The sequence below is a fragment of the Streptomyces sp. NPDC097617 genome (assembly GCF_044761485.1).
Lineage (GTDB): Bacteria > Actinomycetota > Actinomycetes > Streptomycetales > Streptomycetaceae > Streptomyces.
Window position 1 is genome coordinate 129060 of the sequence record NZ_JBIWCL010000019.1, and the last position, 17225, is coordinate 146284.

The window sequence follows — 17225 nt, forward strand, 5'->3', positions numbered from 1 at the left end:
AATTGCGTTTACAGCACGTGCTGTCGATCGGTGGCCGGCCCGCGCGACACGAGGTCGGTCGGGCGCGGCCGGGTGTGCGCGGGCGGCCCGTCGAGCAGGACCGCGGCGATGCGCTCGCTCGCCCGGCCGTCCCAGAGTTCGGGGCAGCGCGGCGCGGGCGGATCGTCGAGGACCCGGTGCACGGTGGTCGTGATGCGCTCCGGGTCCGTGCCCGCCAGCACGTTCGTGCCCTCCTCGACGGTGATGGGGCGCTCGGTGTTCTCCCGCAGGGTCACGCAGGGCACCCCCAGGGCGGTGGTCTCCTCCTGGATGCCCCCGGAGTCGGTGAGCACCACGCGGGCGGAGTCCTGCAGGGCGATGAAGTCGAGGTACCCGGCGGCCGGTACGAGCCGGATGCCGCCGGGCACGCCCAGCTCGGCCAGCCGCTCTGCGGCCCGCGGGTGCACGGGCAGCAGCAGCGGGCAGCGGTCGGCGATCTCGCCCAGGGCCTTCAGCAGGCCGCGCAGCGCCCCGGGGTCGTCCACATTGGCCGGCCGGTGCAGGGTGACCAGGCCGTATCCGCCGCGGGTCAGCCCGTACCGGTCCAGGATGTCCGACTGCCTGGCCCGGTCCAGGTTGGCGAGGAGGGTGTCGATCATGACGTTGCCGACGACGTGGATCTGGTCCTCCCGGTAGCCCTCCGCCCGCAGGTTCACGGCGGCGTCGGGCGAGGGCGCCAGGAGGTAGTCGCTCAGCCGGTCGGTGGCGACCCGGTTGACCTCCTCGGGCATGCTCCAGTCACGGCTGCGCAGACCGGCCTCCACGTGTGCCAGCAGCGGACCGGCCTTCGCGGTGACCAGGGCGCAGGCGAGCGTGGAGTTGATGTCGCCGACCACCACGACGGCGTCCGGGGCCAGTTCGTCGAGCAGCGGCTCGAAGGCGGCCATCACCCGCCCGGTCTGCTGGGCGTGGCTGCCGGATCCGGCGCCCAGGTAGCGGTCGGGCGGCCGGATGCCGAGGTCGCGGAAGAAGACGTCGTTCATGGAATCGTCGTAGTGCTGTCCGGTGTGGACGAGGACCACTTCGACGCCGCGGCGCTCCAGTGCGTCCATCACCGGTTTGATCTTCATGTAGTTGGGCCGGGCTCCGGCCACGCAGACGATTCTGGTCACGGGGTCAGAGCACCTCCACGGTGGGTCCGGAGACCCGGTTGCGGCAGTCGAGGACGAAGGAGGCGTGCTCGGTGACCATCTGGTAGTCGAAGGAGTCGTGGTCGGTGAGCAGGACCACCACGTCGGCGGCCGCCAGTTCCTTGCGGGTCGGCTCCACCCGCACGAGGCGGGCGTCGACCTTGACGCTCTCCACCACGTGGGGGTCGGCCGCGCGGACCTTGGCCCCCATGTCGAGGAGGAGCTGGGCGATGCGGACGGCGGGCGACTCGCGGGCGTCGCCGGTGTTCTTCTTGTAGGCGAGGCCCAGCAGCAGGATCTTGGAGCCGTTGACCGAGCGGCGCTTGGCATTGAGCGCGTCGATCACGCGGCGCGTCACGTACTCGGGCATGTGGTTGTTGATGTCGTTGGCGAGTTCGACGAAGCGGAAGTTCTGGCCGAGCTCGCGCTGCACCCGCCAGTTGAGGTACGAGGGGTCGATCGGCAGGCAGTGGCCGCCGACTCCCGGTCCGGGGGTGAACTTCATGAAGCCGAAGGGCTTGCTGGAGGCCGCCTCGATGGCCTGCCAGACGTCGATGTCCAGGTGCCGGGCGAACATGGCGATCTCGTTGACGAGGGCGATGTTCACGTGCCGGAAGGTGTTCTCCAGCAGCTTGGCCAGCTCGGCCTCCTTGGGGGAGCGGACCGGCACGGTGGTGTCGACGAGGTCCCCGTAGAAGGTCTCGACGGCCTTCAGGGACCGGGCGTCGACTCCGGACACCACCTTGGGGGTCTGCTGGAAGCCCCAGACGGTGTTGCCCGGGTCGATGCGCTCGGGGCTGTAGCCGAGGTGGAAGTCGGCGCCCGCGGTGAGGCCGGAGCCGTCCTCCAGGATCGGCGCGAACAGCTCCTCGGTGGTGCCCGGGTAGGTGGTGGACTCCAGGATGACGGTGGCACCCGGGCGCAGGAAGCGGGCCAGGGTGTGCGCCGACTCCTCGATGTAGCGCAGGTCGGGGGCTCCGTCCTGTAAGGGTGTCGGGACGGTGACGACGGCGACGTCGAAACCGCCGCAGTCCCGGGCCAGTTCGGTGGGGCGGTAGGTGCCGCGCGCCAGCGCGCGGGCCAGCCGTTCGCAGGAGACGTCCTCCACGTACGACTCACCGGCGGCGAGGCTCTTGACCCGCCGGGTGTCCACGTCGTAACCGATCACCTGGTGCCCGACCTCGGCGGCCCGGATGGCCAGCGGCAGTCCGACGTATCCCTGTCCCACGACGACGACGCGCATCAGTAACTCCTGTTCGCGGAAGGGGTGGACGGTGTGCGGTGGATGAGTTCCCGGACCGTCATGACGAGGAAGGCGGCATTGGTGGTGAGGTAGCGCTTGCCGAGACGGCGCGGCTCCTGGAGGGTGCGGTAGAACCACTCGAGTCCCATCCGCTGCCAGGCCAGGGGGGCCCGCTTGGTGATGCCGGCGAGGATGTCGAAGGAGCCGCCGACGCCGTGGACCACGTGGGCACCGGTGCGCTTGCCGTAGCCGGCGGTGAAGATCTCCTTCTTGGGCGAGGTCATGCCGAGGAACAGCAGCCGCGCCTCGCTGTCGGCGATCTCGTCGGCGACCGATTCCTGGTCGCCGTCGCCGAAGTAGCCGTTGCGGCTGCCGGCGACCCGCAGTTTCGGGAAGCGCTCGGAGATCTGCCCGAGCATCATCTCCAGGACCTCCTCCTGGGCGCCGAGCAGGTAGACGGGGATGTCCGCCACCTCCGCGGCGGCCAGCAGCCGCATGAACAGGTCGATGCCGGCGACCCGTTCGGGCAGTTTGACGCCCAGTACGCGGCCGGCCCAGACCACGGCCTGGCCGTCGGCCAGGACCAGGTCGCAGCCGGCGACCGCCTCGGCGAGGAGGGGGTCGCGCCGCATGTTGACCAGCTTGGCCGCATTCACCATGCCGATCTCGATCTGCTCGCCGCGCCGTACCGCGTCGAGGCAGCGCTGCACGGTCTCGTCCATGGTCAGCGGGTCGAGCGGGATCCCGAACAGGGACTGTCGTCGAGTCATCTGCGGGGGCCTCCGAGCCAGGCGAAGAGCATCCAGCCGAACTCGTACGGACGGCACTCGCGGTCCACCGCGTCCGGCCGGAAGATCCGGTCGAGCGGTGCGAGCCGGGCGTGCGGTGCCACCCGGGTGGTGAGCCCGCGGGCGGCCCGGACGGCCTTCTTCGGGTCGCCGCGGTAGACCTTGCGCCAGGTGACGCCGAAGTCCTCGCGGATCATCGGCTCGCGCCGGTTCCCGGTGGGATCGGCGAGCTCGGGCACGTCGGTCATCCAGCGCAGTCCGCGCCGGATCGCCGCGCCGAAGTCCGTCCCCCCGGCCTCGGCCAGGTCGAAGAGGGCGGTGGGCGCCATCGCGTGCTGGTGCACGCTGTAGACCGGGTAACCCTCCACCACGCCGCCCTCACGGGCGTCGTAGTGCCACCACCACTGTCCTCCGTCGCCCTGCAGCGCGCAGATGCGGGCGGCGCAGGCGTCGGCGGCCGCGAGGGCCTCCGGGTCGTCGCCGCTCGCGTGCGCCCGGGCCAGCGCCTGCAGCGGGTAGGTCTGGTCGGCGAAACAGGCCACGTGGGACCGGTAGCCGGGGACCAGTCCGGGTGCAGTGGCGTGCGGGAAGATCGGGCTGTCGCCGATCCGCGCCGCGAGCAGCCGCCCGCGGGCCGCCGCGAGGCGGTCCTCCACGTCCACCGCGGCGCGCGCGGCGGCGAGGGCGGAGAGCACCCAGGCCGCCTCGACCGTGTACTGCGGCCGGCCGGGCACGTCCAGCGCGGCCACCCGGTCCAGTGCGTCGGCCAGTTTGGGATGGCCGCTCTCCGCGGCGGCCCAGGCGATGAGCGCCGCGTCGCCGAGGTTGACCACCCCCGGCAGCCGCTCCACGAGCACGCCCGTGAACTCCGCGGCGGAGCGCCCGCCGAAGAGCGCGCGCTGGCGGTCCTCGGGCAGGAAGCGGGCGCCCAGTGCGGTGATGGCCGCGTACCGGGTGCTCGTTCCGCGCTGCTCCATGCCGCGTGCGCCGTCGGGCGAGATGACTCCCGCCCTGGTGAACACGAAGTTCTCGGCCTCCGGCAGGTACATCGCGGGAAGCCCCGCCTCGGCCAGCGCGAGCAGCCGCTCGGCGAGGGCGTGCAGCGACGGATCCTCGTGAGCAAGTGCTGCTAATCGTGTGGTGTTCATCGGGTCCCCACCCCGAATCCCCTGGTGCTCCCCGCACCCCGTATGTCCGAGCTGTACGGCTCCAACACACCTACCCCCTCTGATCGTTCTCCTCGGACGGACCTGGCGGTCGTCGCTCCGTGGAGGGGGACTGCGCATGACGGCGTCCGTGCCCGCGGCGATGTCACGCCGAAGGCACGAACCGTCCGAAGGCCGGCGTCTGGATCCCCCCAGCGATGCCTCGGACCGGGACACGCGTGATCGGCAGTGTCAGCGGACGTGGTGGACCCACGCCGGACACGGCACTGCCCTCGGTGCCCTCGTCGTACACAACCCCCCACTGAACATGGCCTGTTGCCTGCTCAGATCCCGTGTGCAGGGACACGTTATGCCCGCGGATGTTCGTTGATTGTGGTTTTGAGGAAATGCCGGTGCCCTAAATTGCCGACATTCCGTCAGGTTCGCTCGGTGAGCGTCCCGTCCTTCTCTTCGTGCAGCGCACCGGTGCGCGGACACTCCCAGGTGCCCGGCTCGCCCTCGCGCTCCACCAGCCGTACCCCGGCCCGGCCCACCCAGCCGATCCGCCGGGCCGGTACGCCCGCGACGAGCGCGAAGTCCGGCACGTCCCTGGACACCACGGCGCCGGCCGCGACCAGCGCCCAGCGCCCGATGCGCACCCCGGCCACGCAGACCGAACGGGCCCCCAGCGAAGCCCCCTCGGCGACCACGACCCCGGCGGCCTCCCAGTCGCCGTCGCGCTTGATCGTGCCGTCGGGATCGACGGCACGCGGGTAGAAGTCGTTGGTGAGGACCGCCGCGGGGCCGATGAACACCCCGTCGCCCAGTTCCGCGGGCTCGTAGACGAGCGCGTAGTTCTGCAGCTTCACGTGGTCGCCGATCCGCACCCCCGGCCCGACGTACGCCCCGCGCCCCACGATGCAGCCGCGGCCGAGCCGGGCCTCCTCGCGGATCTGCGCCAGATCCCAGATCGTGGTCCCCTCGCCGAGTTCGGCGCTCTCGTCGACCTGGGAGGAGGGTTGGATACGGACACTCACGGCGCGGTCCCCTATCGGCTGCGAGGCATACGGAAGCACAGGTGCGCGACGTACGGATGTACGCAGTGCGGCTGTACGAAGCGAGCATATGCGCCGATGGCCCACCTCATACGCAGATCAACCGACTGTTCACGCAACGCACTTGACCCCGCTGCGGGGCCGACCGCTCACAGCAGGCGTTCGGGAACGGAACCGAACGGGATGGTGTGCGTGCGGAGATGCCCGTCGGGGGCCAGGTATTCCACGTCGCCCATGGGGTCGGCGGTGACCTCGCCGACGACGGCGGCCCGACGGCCGTGCGGGTGGGCGCGCAGCGCCGCCAGCACCCGGTTGGTGTGCTCCGGCGGGACGAACAGGCACAGGCAGCCGGCGCAGGCCGCGTCCAGAGGGGACAGCCCCCGGGCGCCGAGGGCCACTCGGGCCTCGTACCGCACGGGCAGGGCCGCCTCGTCCACGCGCAGGGTCAGGCCGCGGTCCGCGGCGCACTGGCGCAGTACCTCGGCCAGGCCGCCCGCGACCACGGTCCGGGCATGGCGGATATCGGCGCTCACCGTCCGCATCAGACCCGCCAGGGGGGCGCAGTCGCTGGGCACGTGGTGCTCGTACCCGAGGCCGTCGCGCAGCGAGACGAGGTGGGCGGCGTGGCTGCCCAGCGGCCCGGTCACCACGATGCGGTCACCGGGCCGGACGGTGTGCGGTTCCAGGAGCGCGCCGCCGCCGAGCACCCCGAAGGCGGTCGCGGTGACGAAGACCCGGTCGGCCTCGCCCGTCCGGACCACCTGTGTGTCGACCGCGGCGATCGCGACCCCCGCCTCGGCGGCGGCGGTGCGCACGGAGGCGGTGAGCCTGCGGACCAGGTCCAGCGCGAGCCCGGCCTCCAGCACGATGCCGAGGGCGACGTGCCGGGGTTCGGCGCCGGTGACGGCCAGTTCGTTGACGGCGCCGCAGACGGCGACCCGCCCGATGTCGCCGTTGCCGAAGAAGGGCGGGTCGACCACGTAGGTCCCGGTCCGCACGACGACACCGCGGTCCGCTACGAGCTCCTGCTCGATCAGGGTCCGCACCCCCGGACCGAAGCCGACCTGGGCCGCGTCCCACCCCTGTGTGTACGTCACGCCATCCCCCGATGCCCGCGATTCATGATCGTCCCGTCCTCATCATCGCGGGGGGCGCGGCGCCGCGCATACCCGTGTCGCCCGGGCGGCGGCGGATGAGGGGTCAGTAGGGGCGGCGGCCGGGGCCCTTCCTACGGTCCGGGCGGTCGTAGCCGCGCAGCAGGACGACGGCGACCGCGGTGGCGAGGGCAGGGAGGAGGGCGAAGCCGGCGAGCATGCCGAGCCGGGCGGTCTCCGTCTGCTCCGCGGCGCGGCCCGTTCCGGAGGAGACGTAGCCGCAGAGCTGGAGCACGACCCCGTAGAGGAAGGGTCCGAGGGCGACGCCCAGGCCCTCCCCGGTGGTGAACAGGCCGGACAGGAGGCCCGCCCGGCGGTGGTCGCTGCGGGCGGTGTCGCGTGCGATGCAGTCCGGCAGCATCGCGTAAAGGAAGAGCAGTTGGCCCGCATGGCCGGTGCCCGCGAGCGCCATGACCAGCAGTACCGCCGCCTGGGGCAGCAGGGGCGCCGCGAGCAGGAGCAGGCAGCCGGTGGCGAACAGCGCGGACGCCGGAGCGTAGCCGCGGCGGCCGCGCAGCCGGGACCAGAGCGGGACCGTGAGGAGGTTGGGGGCGACGAAGGCGACCACCAGGGCGCCGACCCCGGCGGAGTCCCCGAGGACGTGGTCGGCGAAGTAGGGGGCGCCCGCGAGGAGCACACCGGTGGCGACGGACTGGACGACCACGCAGCGCAGCAGTGCCATGAAGGAGGCGTTGCCGCGGGCGGCCGCGAACTGGCGGCGCAGGCCGGGCTCGCTCTCCAGGACGCGGCCGGGGCGGGTGCCTCCGGCGGTTCCGGGGGGTTCGGCGGTGCCGGCGCTCCGGGGGGGCGGGGCGCCCCGGCGGGTCGGGGCGGTGCCGGCGAAGACCCAGAGCGCGCCGAGGGCGATCACCACCGCGCCGAACACCCCCACCCAGCGGTGCCCGGCGAGGCCGCCGCCCCCGGCGTCGACGAGGGCGGGCGCGGCGGCGCCGGTGACCAGGGCGGCTACGCCGATGACCGCGACCCGCCCGCCGACCAGGCGCATGCGGTCCTCGTCGCGGTCGGCGAGTTCCGCGGGCATGGCGACGTAGGGCACCTGGAAGAAGGCGAACGCGGTGGCGGTGAGCAGGTATCCGGCCGCCGTGAACCAGGCGCCGGCGGTGCCCGGCAGCGGGCCCGCGAAGGTCAGCGCGAAGGCCAGGGCCATCGCGAGGCCACCGAGCAGGACGTACGGGCGGCGGGCGCCCCAGCGGGTACGGGTGCGGTCGCTGGCGCGGCCGACCAGGGGGTTGAGCAGGGCGTCCCAGGCCTTGGGCACGAACACGATCGCGCCCGCCAGCGCGGCGCCCGTACCGAGCGTGTCGGTGAGGTACGGGAGCAGCAGCAGGCCGGGAAGGGTGGTGAAGGTACCGGTGACGAGCGACCCCGAGGCATAGCCGAACCGGAGCCGGGCCGACAGCCGGGGCGCGGCCGCCGCCGGCGCGGGGGCGGAGTCCCGCGTGCGCGCGGGCCCTGTGGTGGCCATCGGGGGCTGCCTTCCGGGATCGGGGAGAGCGGGCGCTTCGAACATCGGGGCGGGGATCGGGAGGTTCGAAGCCCCGCCCGCAGGGTGGGGGCGTCCCGTGGGGCGGGGCCTCGGCACCCACGCTCCGCCCCACCGCATGGACGCCACTAAAGCCCCCGAACCCTGCCGGACGTTCCCGAGGCATCCGGCACGGCCCCGCAGGGCGGAGCGACGCCCGGGCGCACGCCCTGCCGGTCGGGCAGGGCGGGGTGGGACGAGTTGTTGCCATGCACCTTGATGACAGCGGTACCGGATGGCTGGTCGGGGTCGGGCGGGCCACCATGGATCTCCGGTGCAGGAGGAGGAGTCGGCATCTCCTCCTGCCGAGCACGGCCGTCGTGCGTCGGCGGGCCACGCCCCGAGGCGAACCGCCAGTCCCTGCCCCGCGCCGCAGGGGGGTACCCCGCGAAGGAGTCCGATGACAGTCGACAACGGCACGACCTCGACCCCCACCATCCACGGACACGCGACCGCGGGCACCCAGCACCTGATCCACCGTCCGCCCACGCGGGCGTACTACGCCCTCGACGCCCCCAGCCTGGGGGAGGAGAACTTCACGCTCGTCGGCGCGACTCCCATCACCCACCCGCTCTTCAACGACGGCCCGGGCCACTTCCACGACCTGCAGATCGCCACCGAGACGGTCCGCGAGATCGGCGAGTTCGTCGGGCACCGCTACTTCGGCGTGCCCGACGACCGGCCCGGCCTCTTCTACCGGTTCGCCCTCGACTTCACCGACCTCAACGCCTGGCGCACCGACGCCGGCGGCTCCCGTCCCGTACCGCTGGCGACCCACATCAGGGCCCGCCCCGCGAACGTGGTCGCGGAGGTGCCGCGCGGGCTCGACTTCCACCTCCAGGTGACCATCGACGGCCGCCCGTGCGCGACGGGCGCGGCCGGTCTGGTCTTCCTGATGCCGAAGCTGTACCGCAAGCACGTCGAGCACTCCCGCAAGGCCCTGCAGGCCGCGCCCGAGATCGACGACGCGCCCGACGGTCCGCTGCGTCCGGCCGACTCCGCCGAGGCCGGCCGCTACGCCCCCGAGAACATCGTCATCAGCGAACCGACCGATGTCTCGCGCGGCCGGCTGAGCACCTGGCTGCTCCCCACCGGGGTCTCCCCCGTGTTCACGGGCGGGGACGGGCAGTTCTCCGGGCTGCACCTGCTGGAGGCGCTCCGCCAGACCTCGCTGCTCGCCTCAAGCCGCACGCACGGGCTCAACCCGGCGCGGAGCACGCTCGGGGCCTGCCAGGTGCACTTCCGCGGGCCGGCCGAGCGCGATCTTCCGCTGCGCTGCGTGGCGGTCGCCGGACCGCTGGGGCGGGACGACGAGGGGCGGCCGACCGTGCCGGTCACGCTCACCCTGACGCAGCGCCGCCGCGCGGTCGCCGAGGCCCGCACCTCCGTGGTCCAGGACTACTGACCGCCATGCGCTTCGGGATTCTGGGCCCGCTGGAGGTCACGGCCGCTACCGGCCCCACCGGCCACGCCGCGTCGTACGCCCCGCAGGCCGCGAAACTGCGGGTCGTGCTCGGAACGCTGCTGGTCCGCGCGAACGAGGTCGTGTCGGTGGAGAGCCTCATCGACGAGCTCTGGCCGGACGCTCCGCCGCGCACCGCGACGACAACGCTCCAGGTGTACGTCTCCCATCTGCGCAAGACCCTCCAGAGCGCCGATCCGCGCCGCGGCCGGGAGGCGCTGGTCACCCGGCGCCCGGGCTACCTGCTGCGGGTGGACGCGGACGGGCTCGACAGCGGCGTCTTCGCGGAGCTGTCCCGACGCGGCCACCAGGCCCTGCAGGAAGCGGACTTCGCCGCCGCGGCCGACCTCCAGCGGCGGGCGCTCGCGCTGTGGCGTGGGCCCGTGCTGTCGGACACCCCGCACGGTCCGGTGCTGGAGGGCGCCGCCGTTCGGCTGGCCGAAGCGCGTACCGGCGCGCTCGACGAGCGCATCCGGGCCGAGCTGCACCTCGGGTTGCACCGCGAGCTGGTCGCCGAACTCCAGGAGCTGGTCGCCGAGCACCGGATGCACGAGGAGTTCCACACCCATCTCATGGTGGCGCTGTACCGGTGCGGTCGGCAGGCCGAGGCCCTCCGGGTGTTCGCGCTGCTGCGGGAGACGCTCGTCGAGGAGCTCGGGATCGAGCCGGGGCCCGCGTCGAGCCGCCTCCAGCGGCGCATCCTGGAGGGCGATCCGGCCCTGTCGCGCACGGCTGCTCCGGCCGCGAGGTCCAGGAGCACCGCCGACGCGAGCCCGGACCCGGACCCGCGTCCGGTCCAGGCCGGTGGGACGGCCGCGCTCGTCGCCGCCGAGTCCTGGTCCCCCGCGGCCGGCGCGCTACCCGCCCCCGACCCGTGCTTCACGGGCCGCTCGGAGGAACTCACCGAACTGGAGCGGATGTTGCGCAGCGCCCGGGCGGGCGGCTGCGTGGCCGTGACCGGCCTGCCGGGCAGCGGCCGGACGGCGCTCGCGGTCGAGGCAGCGCACCGGGTCGCGGACGCCTTCCCCGACGGGAGGCTCTACGTCGACCTGCGGGGCGACGGCGCCGGCCCGCCGGCCACCGCGGCGCGGACCCTCGAGCTGCTGGCGCGCGCCTGCGGTGGTCCCCCCGGCTCCGCGGACGGCCCTGCGGCGGCCCCCCGGGTGCTGCTGGTCCTGGACGGGGTGAGCTCCGAGACCCAGGTGCGGCCGCTGCTGCCGGCCGTACGGGGCGCCGTGCTGCTGCTCGTCGCGCGCCGCGTACCCGCCGGGCTCCCCGGGCTGCGGTCGATGCTGCTCGGGCCGTGGCGCCTTGAGGAGTCGCGGCGGCTCGTCGGGCTGTTCGGCGGGCGCGCCGCAGCCCTCGGCGGGCCCCGGGGCGGGACTGCCGTCCTCGACCCCGGCGCCGGGACCGACCCCGACACGGTCGCCGACATCGTCGAACTGTGCGGCCGGCTGCCGCTCGCCGTGCGGGCCGCCGCGGCCCAGCTCGCGGCCCGGCCGCACTGGACGGCCGCCACGCTGGCGGAACGGCTGCGGGACGAGCCGACGCGCCTCGACGCACTGCGCACCGGCGACGTGGACGTCCGCGCGCGCCTCGTCGAGGCGTACGCGGCCTGCGCCGAGGACCGGCGGCGGGAGTTCCGGCTGCTGTCCGTGCTGCCGCCCGGCCGGTTCGGTGTCCGGCAGGCCGCGGCCTCGCTGGGCGTGTCCGAGCCGCGGGCGTCGGTGGCACTGGAGGCCCTGGCCGACGAGCGGCTGGTGACGGTGGCCCGGGACGGCTGGCACCTTCCGGAGCTGCTGCGGCTGCTGGCGGTGGAGCGGCTGGCCGCGGAGGAGCCGCCCGAGGCGGCGCGCGCGGCGACGGAACGCGTGTGCCGGGCGTACGCGGAGGCCGCGGCGGAGCCGGGTCATCTGTCGGACTCCGGGGCGCGGGGGCTCGTACGGCTGGCCGGGGCCGCGCACCGGGCCGGGCTGTGGGCGCTGACCGTACGGCTGACGGACGCCCTGGCCGGGTGGGTGCCGGACGACGGCGAGAGCGTGTACGCGCTGGCCCTGGACGCGGCCGAACGCTGCGGCGACCGGTCGGCCCGGGCGCGGATGCTGCGCTCGCTCGGCGAACTCGCTTGGCAGTACCGGCGGGTGGCCCGGGCGCACGAGCTGTTCTCGGACGCCCAGGCACTGGCCCGGGAGAGCGGCGACGAGGAGGAGGCGGCCCGCGCCCTGGTGGGGCTGGCCGAACTGCGGCTCGACGCCGGGGAGTCGGTGGAGGCCGCCGCCCTGCTGGAGCACGCCCTCGGCGTACTGTCGGCGCCCGGCCGCGCGCGCGGCCGGTTCGAGGCGAGCCGGGCGCGGGCGCTGCTGGCGCTGGCCCAGGAGGAGCCGGAGACCGCCCGGGTCTGGTTCGGCGCGTGCCTGGAGCTGGCGGGCGCCCTGCGCGACCAGCGGCTGGAGGTGTACGCGCTGCGCTCGCTGCGCGCGCTGGGCCCGCGGCCGGACGCCGGATCCGGCTCGGCCGCTGAATCCGGCTCGGCCGTCGGCTCGGGCCCCGGCTCCGGCTCCGTGTCGCGTGCCGTGGAGATCCGCCCGGGTCTCTGGCGGATCCAACCGGCCGGTGTGCCCACATGACCGAGAGACAGTCCCCGCGATCCCCCTACGGAGGGAACACCATGCCGCAGTCCCTCTCCCCGGCCGCCGAGCTCGTCGGCCGGGAGCTCGAAACCGCCCTGCTGCGTGAGCGGCTGCGGGACCCGCTGGTGCGCCTGGTGACGGTGACAGGGCGGGCCGGAGTGGGCAAGAGCCGGCTGGCCGCGGAGGCCGTACGGGAGATCGGCGGGGAGTTCGCCCGGGTGGCGGCGCTCGACGCGGCGGCGCCCGGCGACTGGCCCGTCCCCGGCGAGCCGGCCCCGGCGGCCGAGATGCCGGAGGCCTCCGGCCGGGTCCTGCTGCTGCTCGACGACTGTGACCACGAGGCGCGCCCGGCCGCGGCCGAGGCCCTTCAGTCGCTCACCACCGACCCGCGGATGGTCGTCCTGGCGACTTCCGTGGAGCCGCTCGGGGTGTACGGGGAGCTGCTGCTGCCCCTGGCCCCGCTGCCGGTGCCCGGGCCGCGGCGGGGCCCGGCCTCGGCCGCCGCCGATCCGCACGCGCTGCGGGAGGTGGCCTCGGTCGCGCTGTTCGTGCGCCGGGCCCGGGAGGCCGACCCCGCCTTCGCCCTCACCCTGGAGAACGCAGCCGCCGTCGCCGAGATCTGCCGACTCCTGGGCGGTCTGCCGCTGGCCCTCGAACTCGCCGCACGCCGGCTGCGGCTCTTCCCGCCGCACCTGCTGGCCGGCCGGCTGCGCGGCCGTACGACCATGTTGTCGGGCGGACCGGCGAACGCGCCCGCGCGCCACCGCTCGCTGGCCGCGCTCGCCGAGTGGAGCTGCCGCGGCCTGGACGACGCGGACCGCGCCCTGTTGGGGCGGCTCTCGGTGTACGAGCCCGGCTTCGGCCTGTGGGCGGCGGGCCTGTCGGCCGAGGCCGCCCTCGAAACGCTGCTGGACCGCGGGCTGCTGGCCGTGGTGGGTGAGGAGCAGGGTGAGCTGCGCCTCGCCGTGCCCGAGCCCGTACGGTCCTACGCGCGCGCGGAGCTGGCCGGCTCGGGCGCCGAGGCCGCGGCGCTGGACGCGCACGCGGAGCGCTACCGGTCGCTGGTGAGCGGCGCGCAGCCGGGCCTGCGGGGCACCGAACAGGCCCGTGTGCTGCGGGAGCTGGCGGCCGAGGGCGCGAACGTGATCGCCGCCCTGCGGCGGCTGCGCGAGCGGGGCGACGGTGAGGCGGCCGCTTCCGTGGTGCTGGGCTGCCGGCTGCCGTGGCTGACGCAGGGGCGGCTCCGGGAGGGCCTGGAGTGGTGCGACCACACCGCCGAGTCGGACGGTCCGGCGCTGCCGGAGGCCGTACGGGCCCGGCTCGCCGATCTGTCCGGTGTCTTCGCGCTGGCCCTGGGCGATCCGCTGGAGGCGGTACGCCGCCACCGCCGCGCGCTGGCCCTGGGCAAGAACGTCGGTGACCGGCGGCAGAACGCGCTGGCCTCCGCCCGGCTCGGGGCGGCCCTGCTGGAGTCCGGTGATCCGGCGGGTGCGCGGGCCGTCCTGGTGACCGCGCTCAGCGCGCTGGAGTCGATGGGCGTCACCGGGGGCGCGGCCTCGGCGGCGGCCTCCCTCGCCGCCGTGCTGCGCGCCGACGGCGACCGGCGCAAGGCGCAGGAGACGCTGGAGCGGGCCGTGGAGGCGTTCCGGCGGATCGGCGACGGCCGGGGCCTCGCGGGCGCCCTGCGGACGGTGGCGGCGCTCGCCCTGGAGGGGGACGAACCGGACCGGGCGGACCGGGCGCTGCGGGAGAGCCTGCGGCTGTACGGGGGCATCGGTGAGCGGGCCGAACTGCCCGGCCTGCTGGAGGAGTTCTCGCTGCTGCTGATGCGTACCGCGCCCGCGCAGCGGCCGCGCACCGTGCGGCTGCTGGCGGCGGCCGACACCCTGCGCGCCGAGACGGGCGCCCTGGTGCCGGACGAGTGGCGCTCGGCGGCCGAGCGGGCCCGTACGGAGCTCGGCGCCCGCTTGGACTGGACCGACTTCGCGGTGGCCTGGGCGGAGGGCGTACGGATGGCGGTGCCCGAGGCGGTGGCGGAGGCCCTCTCGGCGCCGGCTCCCTCACGCCGCCCGTCCAGCGCGCCGTCTCCCGAGGACCGGTCGCTCACTCCGCGGCAGGTCCAGGTGGCCCTGCTGGTTTCGGAAGGAATGACGAACCGTCAGATTGCGGCCAAGCTGGATATATCCGAGTGGACCGTGGTCAACCACGTGCGCCAGGTGATGCGCCGCCTCGGGTGCAGCTCGCGCGTGCAGGTCGCCGGGGCGGTCGGCCGATGGGCCTGACGGACGCCGCCCCGCGCGCAGCGGCGGGCCGCTCCGGCCGCACCCCGTACCGCCCTCTGGACCTGACGCCGCCGCCCGAGGTCGCGGACCGGTTCCGGGCCGCCGGCTGGTGGCGGCCGGAGACCTTCCTCGACGACCTGTACCGTACGGCCGCCCGCGCGCCCGAGCGCCCCGCCATCGTCGCGGAGCGGGCCCACCGGCCCGCCGGCCACCGCCGGATCACGGTCAGCTACGCCCAGCTCGCCACGTACGTCGACCGGTTCGCGGGCGCCCTGCAGTCGCTCGGGGTCGCGCCGGGCGATCCGGTCGCCTACCAGCTGCCGAACTGGTGGGAGACCGCGGCGCTCACCCTCGCGTGCCTGCGGGTCGGCGCGGTCGCGGTACCGGTGCTGCCGACCGTACGGTCCCACGGGCTGCACCGGATTCTGGAGGGCACCCGGGCCCGGATCTGCGTGGTGCCCGACGTCTGGGAGGGCTTCGCCCACGCCGAGGCCCTCGCGGAACTCGCCGGGCGGCTGCCGTGGCTGCGCCACCGGATCGTCCTCGGGGACGCCGGGGCGACCGGAGCGGTGGACTTCGCCGCCCACTTCCAGCACACCGCACACGAGCGCACGGAGGCGGGCCTGATCAGCAGGCCGCGCGGCGGGCGGGCCGACCGGCCCGCCCTGCTGATCAGCGTCATGGGGCTGCGGGACGCCTACACCTCGGTGCTGCACTCTCCCAACACGCTGTACGCCAATGTCTCCACCCAGCACGCGCCGGACGGCCCGGGGCGGCGGGAGGGCGAGGTCTTCCTCAGCACCCTGCCGCTCACCTCGCTGGCCTCGCTGATCTACACCGTGTGCTGGCCGCTGGCCGTCGGCGGCACCGGGGTGCACCAGGACGTGTGGGATCCGGGCCGGTGCCTGGACCTGATCGCCGAGACCGGGGTCGACCAGGTGTACGCGGAGCCCGCCTACCTCGCCGAGCTCGTCGCGGCGCAGCGCCGGCGCCCCCGGAACGCGGAGCGGCTGCGGCTGGTGCTGTCGGGGGGGCGTACCAGCACTCCCGCGCCGCTGGCCGCCGAGCTCCGGGAGGTGTTCGGCGTCCCCGTGCTCTGCGTCTGGGGGGCGCCCGAGGTGGGCATGGGCGCGCTCTCCGGGGACACCCCGCGGGGCGGTGACGGCGTCCGCCCGCTGCACGGGCTGGAGGTGTCGGCCGCGAACGCCACCTCGGCGCTCACGGTGCGCGGCCCGTCCGTCTGCCTGGCCACCTGGCAGCACGGCGCTCCGGCTCCGGTGGCCACCTGGGAGCACGGGGAGGGCTGGCTCGACACGGGTGATGTGGCGGCGGCCGACCTGCACGGCGGGATCCGGGTCCTGGCCAGGGCCGGGACCCGCACCGGCGCCATCTTCATGGTGCCCGTGGCCGAGGTGGAGGAGCAGCTGCTGAGCCACCCCCGGGTGCGGGAGGCCGCGGTCGTCGCCTACACGGACCCCGAGCACGGGGAACTGCCCTGCGCCGTCGTGGTCCCGACCGCCCAGGACCGACCGCCGGGGCCGGCCGAGCTGCGCGAACACCTGAGCTCGCTCGGGATCGCGGAGGCCTTCCTGCCGACGCGGCTGGAGATCGTGGGAGCGCTGCCGCGCGACGACGGGGGCCGGGTCCGCCGCGACGCCCTGCGCGGCTGGCTGGCCCGCCTGCGCCCCGGGGCTCCGAGGCCCGCCCCGGAGTGAGCGGCGGCGCCGTTTGTCCGGGCTGACAGGACTTCGGAGCCCCCCGCGCGGGCCTAACCGGCGATCTCGCGGGCGAGCGCGCCGAGTTCGGTGCGCCAGCCGGGGGTGAGGGGAGCCGCCGCGACGGCCTCGTCGGCGCGGACCACGAGCTTCGCGATCGTCTCCTCGGCGCGCTCGCGCGCCTGCCCGTCGAAGAACACGTCGCGCAGGAACTGGGCGTCGCCGTCGAAGCCCGGGCCGCCGCTGAGGAAGCCGCGGACCCGCCAGGCGGCGTGCACGGCCCGGGCGTACTCCTCGTAGGCCTCGCCCAGGTCCTCGCGCCCCGCGAGCGCGGCGCCGATCAGCAGCGAGTGGCGCAGCCCGTACCAGCCCGCGCCGCAGCCGCTGCCGCACCCCTCCAGGCACTGCCCCGGCCAGGCGTCGTCGAGGTACTCGGTGGCGGCGGCGGCCTCCATGTGCGAGCCGATCGCCCGCTCCACGCGCAGGTCGTCCCACAACTGCCGGGCGATGTGCGGCAGTCGGACGGCCAGCCGGTCCCCGTACGCGAGGGCGAGATCTCCCGCGAGTACGGCGGTGCCCTCCCCGAACCGGCGCGGTTCGCCCCGCCAGCCGCCCCGCTCGTGCTCGGCGGCGTGGCTGATGTGGAGGGTCGGGATGCCCCGGCGCAGCGGCGCGTTGTCCCGTACGTCCGCGCGGATCACCAGGCAGGTGTCCAGGAGTTCGAGCGCGGCGGCCGCGGCCACGGCGTCCTCGTCGGCCGGGTCGCCGCCGGCGGCCAGGTACCCGGTGACGCAGATCGCCGGGCGGGCCCGTTCGCCGCCGGCCTGGACGAGCTCGGCCAGACCCATCACCAGGACGGCGCTGCGCGGGTCGGACGTACGCCGGTTGCGGTGCTCCTGCGCGAACAGCCCGGCGAGTCGTTCCTCGACCCGGTCGAGCATGGCGTCGCGAGCCTGTCCGGGCGTCGCGGTCCGCCACGGCTGGTCGTGTGTCGGTGTGGTCATGGTGCCCTCCCTGCGGGCTACATCCTCATGACCGA

General features: G+C 74.9%; 12 protein-coding genes. 4 read left to right on the forward strand and 8 right to left on the reverse strand.

The genetic code is table 11. The annotated features are described in order from the left end of the window. Nucleotides 1-8: 8 nt before the first annotated feature. The 7 genes from wecB to ACIQZO_RS27190 all read right to left on the reverse strand — a co-directional run bounded on the left by wecB (nt 9) and on the right by ACIQZO_RS27190 (nt 8040). Nucleotides 9-1151 carry a non-hydrolyzing UDP-N-acetylglucosamine 2-epimerase gene (gene wecB, locus ACIQZO_RS27160; RefSeq protein WP_403630903.1) on the reverse strand — a complete coding sequence of 381 codons (1143 nt, stop codon included), beginning with the start codon at nt 1149-1151 and terminating at the stop codon, nt 9-11. A gap of 4 nt (nt 1152-1155) precedes the next feature. Continuing rightward, the gene (locus tag ACIQZO_RS27165) at nt 1156-2412 is read right to left on the reverse strand and encodes a nucleotide sugar dehydrogenase (RefSeq protein WP_403630905.1); all 1257 of its coding nucleotides are present in this window, start codon (nt 2410-2412) and stop codon (nt 1156-1158) included. Beyond that, nucleotides 2412-3182, reverse strand: coding sequence for a WecB/TagA/CpsF family glycosyltransferase (locus ACIQZO_RS27170; RefSeq protein WP_403630906.1), 771 nt, complete (start codon nt 3180-3182; stop codon nt 2412-2414). The genes ACIQZO_RS27165 and ACIQZO_RS27170 overlap by 1 nt, the downstream gene beginning before the upstream one ends. After that, the gene (locus tag ACIQZO_RS27175; RefSeq protein ID WP_403630909.1) at nt 3179-4348 is read right to left on the reverse strand and encodes a hypothetical protein; all 1170 of its coding nucleotides are present in this window, start codon (nt 4346-4348) and stop codon (nt 3179-3181) included. Before ACIQZO_RS27175 ends, ACIQZO_RS27170 begins: the two co-directional genes overlap by 4 nt. A gap of 434 nt (nt 4349-4782) precedes the next feature. Next, nucleotides 4783-5382 carry an acyltransferase gene (locus ACIQZO_RS27180; RefSeq protein WP_403630912.1) on the reverse strand — a complete coding sequence of 200 codons (600 nt, stop codon included), beginning with the start codon at nt 5380-5382 and terminating at the stop codon, nt 4783-4785. A gap of 167 nt (nt 5383-5549) precedes the next feature. Continuing rightward, nucleotides 5550-6497 (reverse strand): AIR synthase-related protein, encoded by a 948-nt coding sequence (locus tag ACIQZO_RS27185; RefSeq protein ID WP_403630914.1) that lies wholly within the window; start codon nt 6495-6497, stop codon nt 5550-5552. Nucleotides 6498-6600: 103 nt separating this feature from the next. Then, nucleotides 6601-8040, reverse strand: a complete 1440-nt coding sequence (locus ACIQZO_RS27190) for an MFS transporter (protein WP_403630917.1) — start codon at nt 8038-8040, stop codon at nt 6601-6603. A 457-nt stretch (nt 8041-8497) separates the two neighbouring features. On the opposite strand from ACIQZO_RS27190, the gene ACIQZO_RS27195 reads away from it, so the two are divergent. Genes ACIQZO_RS27195 through ACIQZO_RS27210 form a run of 4 tightly spaced genes read left to right on the forward strand, consistent with a single transcriptional unit; the run spans nt 8498 to nt 16186 of the window. Beyond that, entirely contained in the window at nt 8498-9502 is a 1005-nt protein-coding gene (locus ACIQZO_RS27195) for an AfsA-related hotdog domain-containing protein (RefSeq protein WP_403630920.1), read from the forward strand. Between the two features lie 5 nt (nt 9503-9507). Continuing rightward, complete coding sequence (locus tag ACIQZO_RS27200) at nt 9508-12186, forward strand: BTAD domain-containing putative transcriptional regulator (RefSeq protein ID WP_403630922.1); 2679 nt, start codon at nt 9508-9510, stop codon at nt 12184-12186. Nucleotides 12187-12227: 41 nt separating this feature from the next. Continuing rightward, entirely contained in the window at nt 12228-14471 is a 2244-nt protein-coding gene (locus tag ACIQZO_RS27205; protein ID WP_403630925.1) for an ATP-binding protein, read from the forward strand. Further along, the gene (locus ACIQZO_RS27210; RefSeq protein WP_403630928.1) at nt 14462-16186 is read left to right on the forward strand and encodes an AMP-binding protein; all 1725 of its coding nucleotides are present in this window, start codon (nt 14462-14464) and stop codon (nt 16184-16186) included. Before ACIQZO_RS27205 ends, ACIQZO_RS27210 begins: the two co-directional genes overlap by 10 nt. A gap of 53 nt (nt 16187-16239) precedes the next feature. Here the strand turns inward: ACIQZO_RS27210 and ACIQZO_RS27215 are convergent, their stop codons facing one another. Beyond that, nucleotides 16240-17190, reverse strand: a complete 951-nt coding sequence (locus tag ACIQZO_RS27215) for a polyprenyl synthetase family protein (protein WP_403630930.1) — start codon at nt 17188-17190, stop codon at nt 16240-16242. Nucleotides 17191-17225: the final 35 nt, after the last annotated feature.

What these genes read in the sequence shown, in the direction of transcription:
- ACIQZO_RS27215 (WP_403630930.1), bottom strand. Translation starts at nt 17,190, where the DNA reads ATGACCACACCGACACACGACCAGCCGTGGCGGACCGCGACGCCCGGA.
- ACIQZO_RS27190 (WP_403630917.1), bottom strand. Translation starts at nt 8,040, where the DNA reads ATGGCCACCACAGGGCCCGCGCGCACGCGGGACTCCGCCCCCGCGCCG.
- ACIQZO_RS27175 (WP_403630909.1), bottom strand. Translation starts at nt 4,348, where the DNA reads ATGAACACCACACGATTAGCAGCACTTGCTCACGAGGATCCGTCGCTG.
- ACIQZO_RS27210 (WP_403630928.1), top strand. Translation starts at nt 14,462, where the DNA reads ATGGGCCTGACGGACGCCGCCCCGCGCGCAGCGGCGGGCCGCTCCGGC.
- ACIQZO_RS27170 (WP_403630906.1), bottom strand. Translation starts at nt 3,182, where the DNA reads ATGACTCGACGACAGTCCCTGTTCGGGATCCCGCTCGACCCGCTGACC.
- ACIQZO_RS27165 (WP_403630905.1), bottom strand. Translation starts at nt 2,412, where the DNA reads ATGCGCGTCGTCGTCGTGGGACAGGGATACGTCGGACTGCCGCTGGCC.
- ACIQZO_RS27195 (WP_403630920.1), top strand. Translation starts at nt 8,498, where the DNA reads ATGACAGTCGACAACGGCACGACCTCGACCCCCACCATCCACGGACAC.
- ACIQZO_RS27205 (WP_403630925.1), top strand. Translation starts at nt 12,228, where the DNA reads ATGCCGCAGTCCCTCTCCCCGGCCGCCGAGCTCGTCGGCCGGGAGCTC.
- ACIQZO_RS27200 (WP_403630922.1), top strand. Translation starts at nt 9,508, where the DNA reads ATGCGCTTCGGGATTCTGGGCCCGCTGGAGGTCACGGCCGCTACCGGC.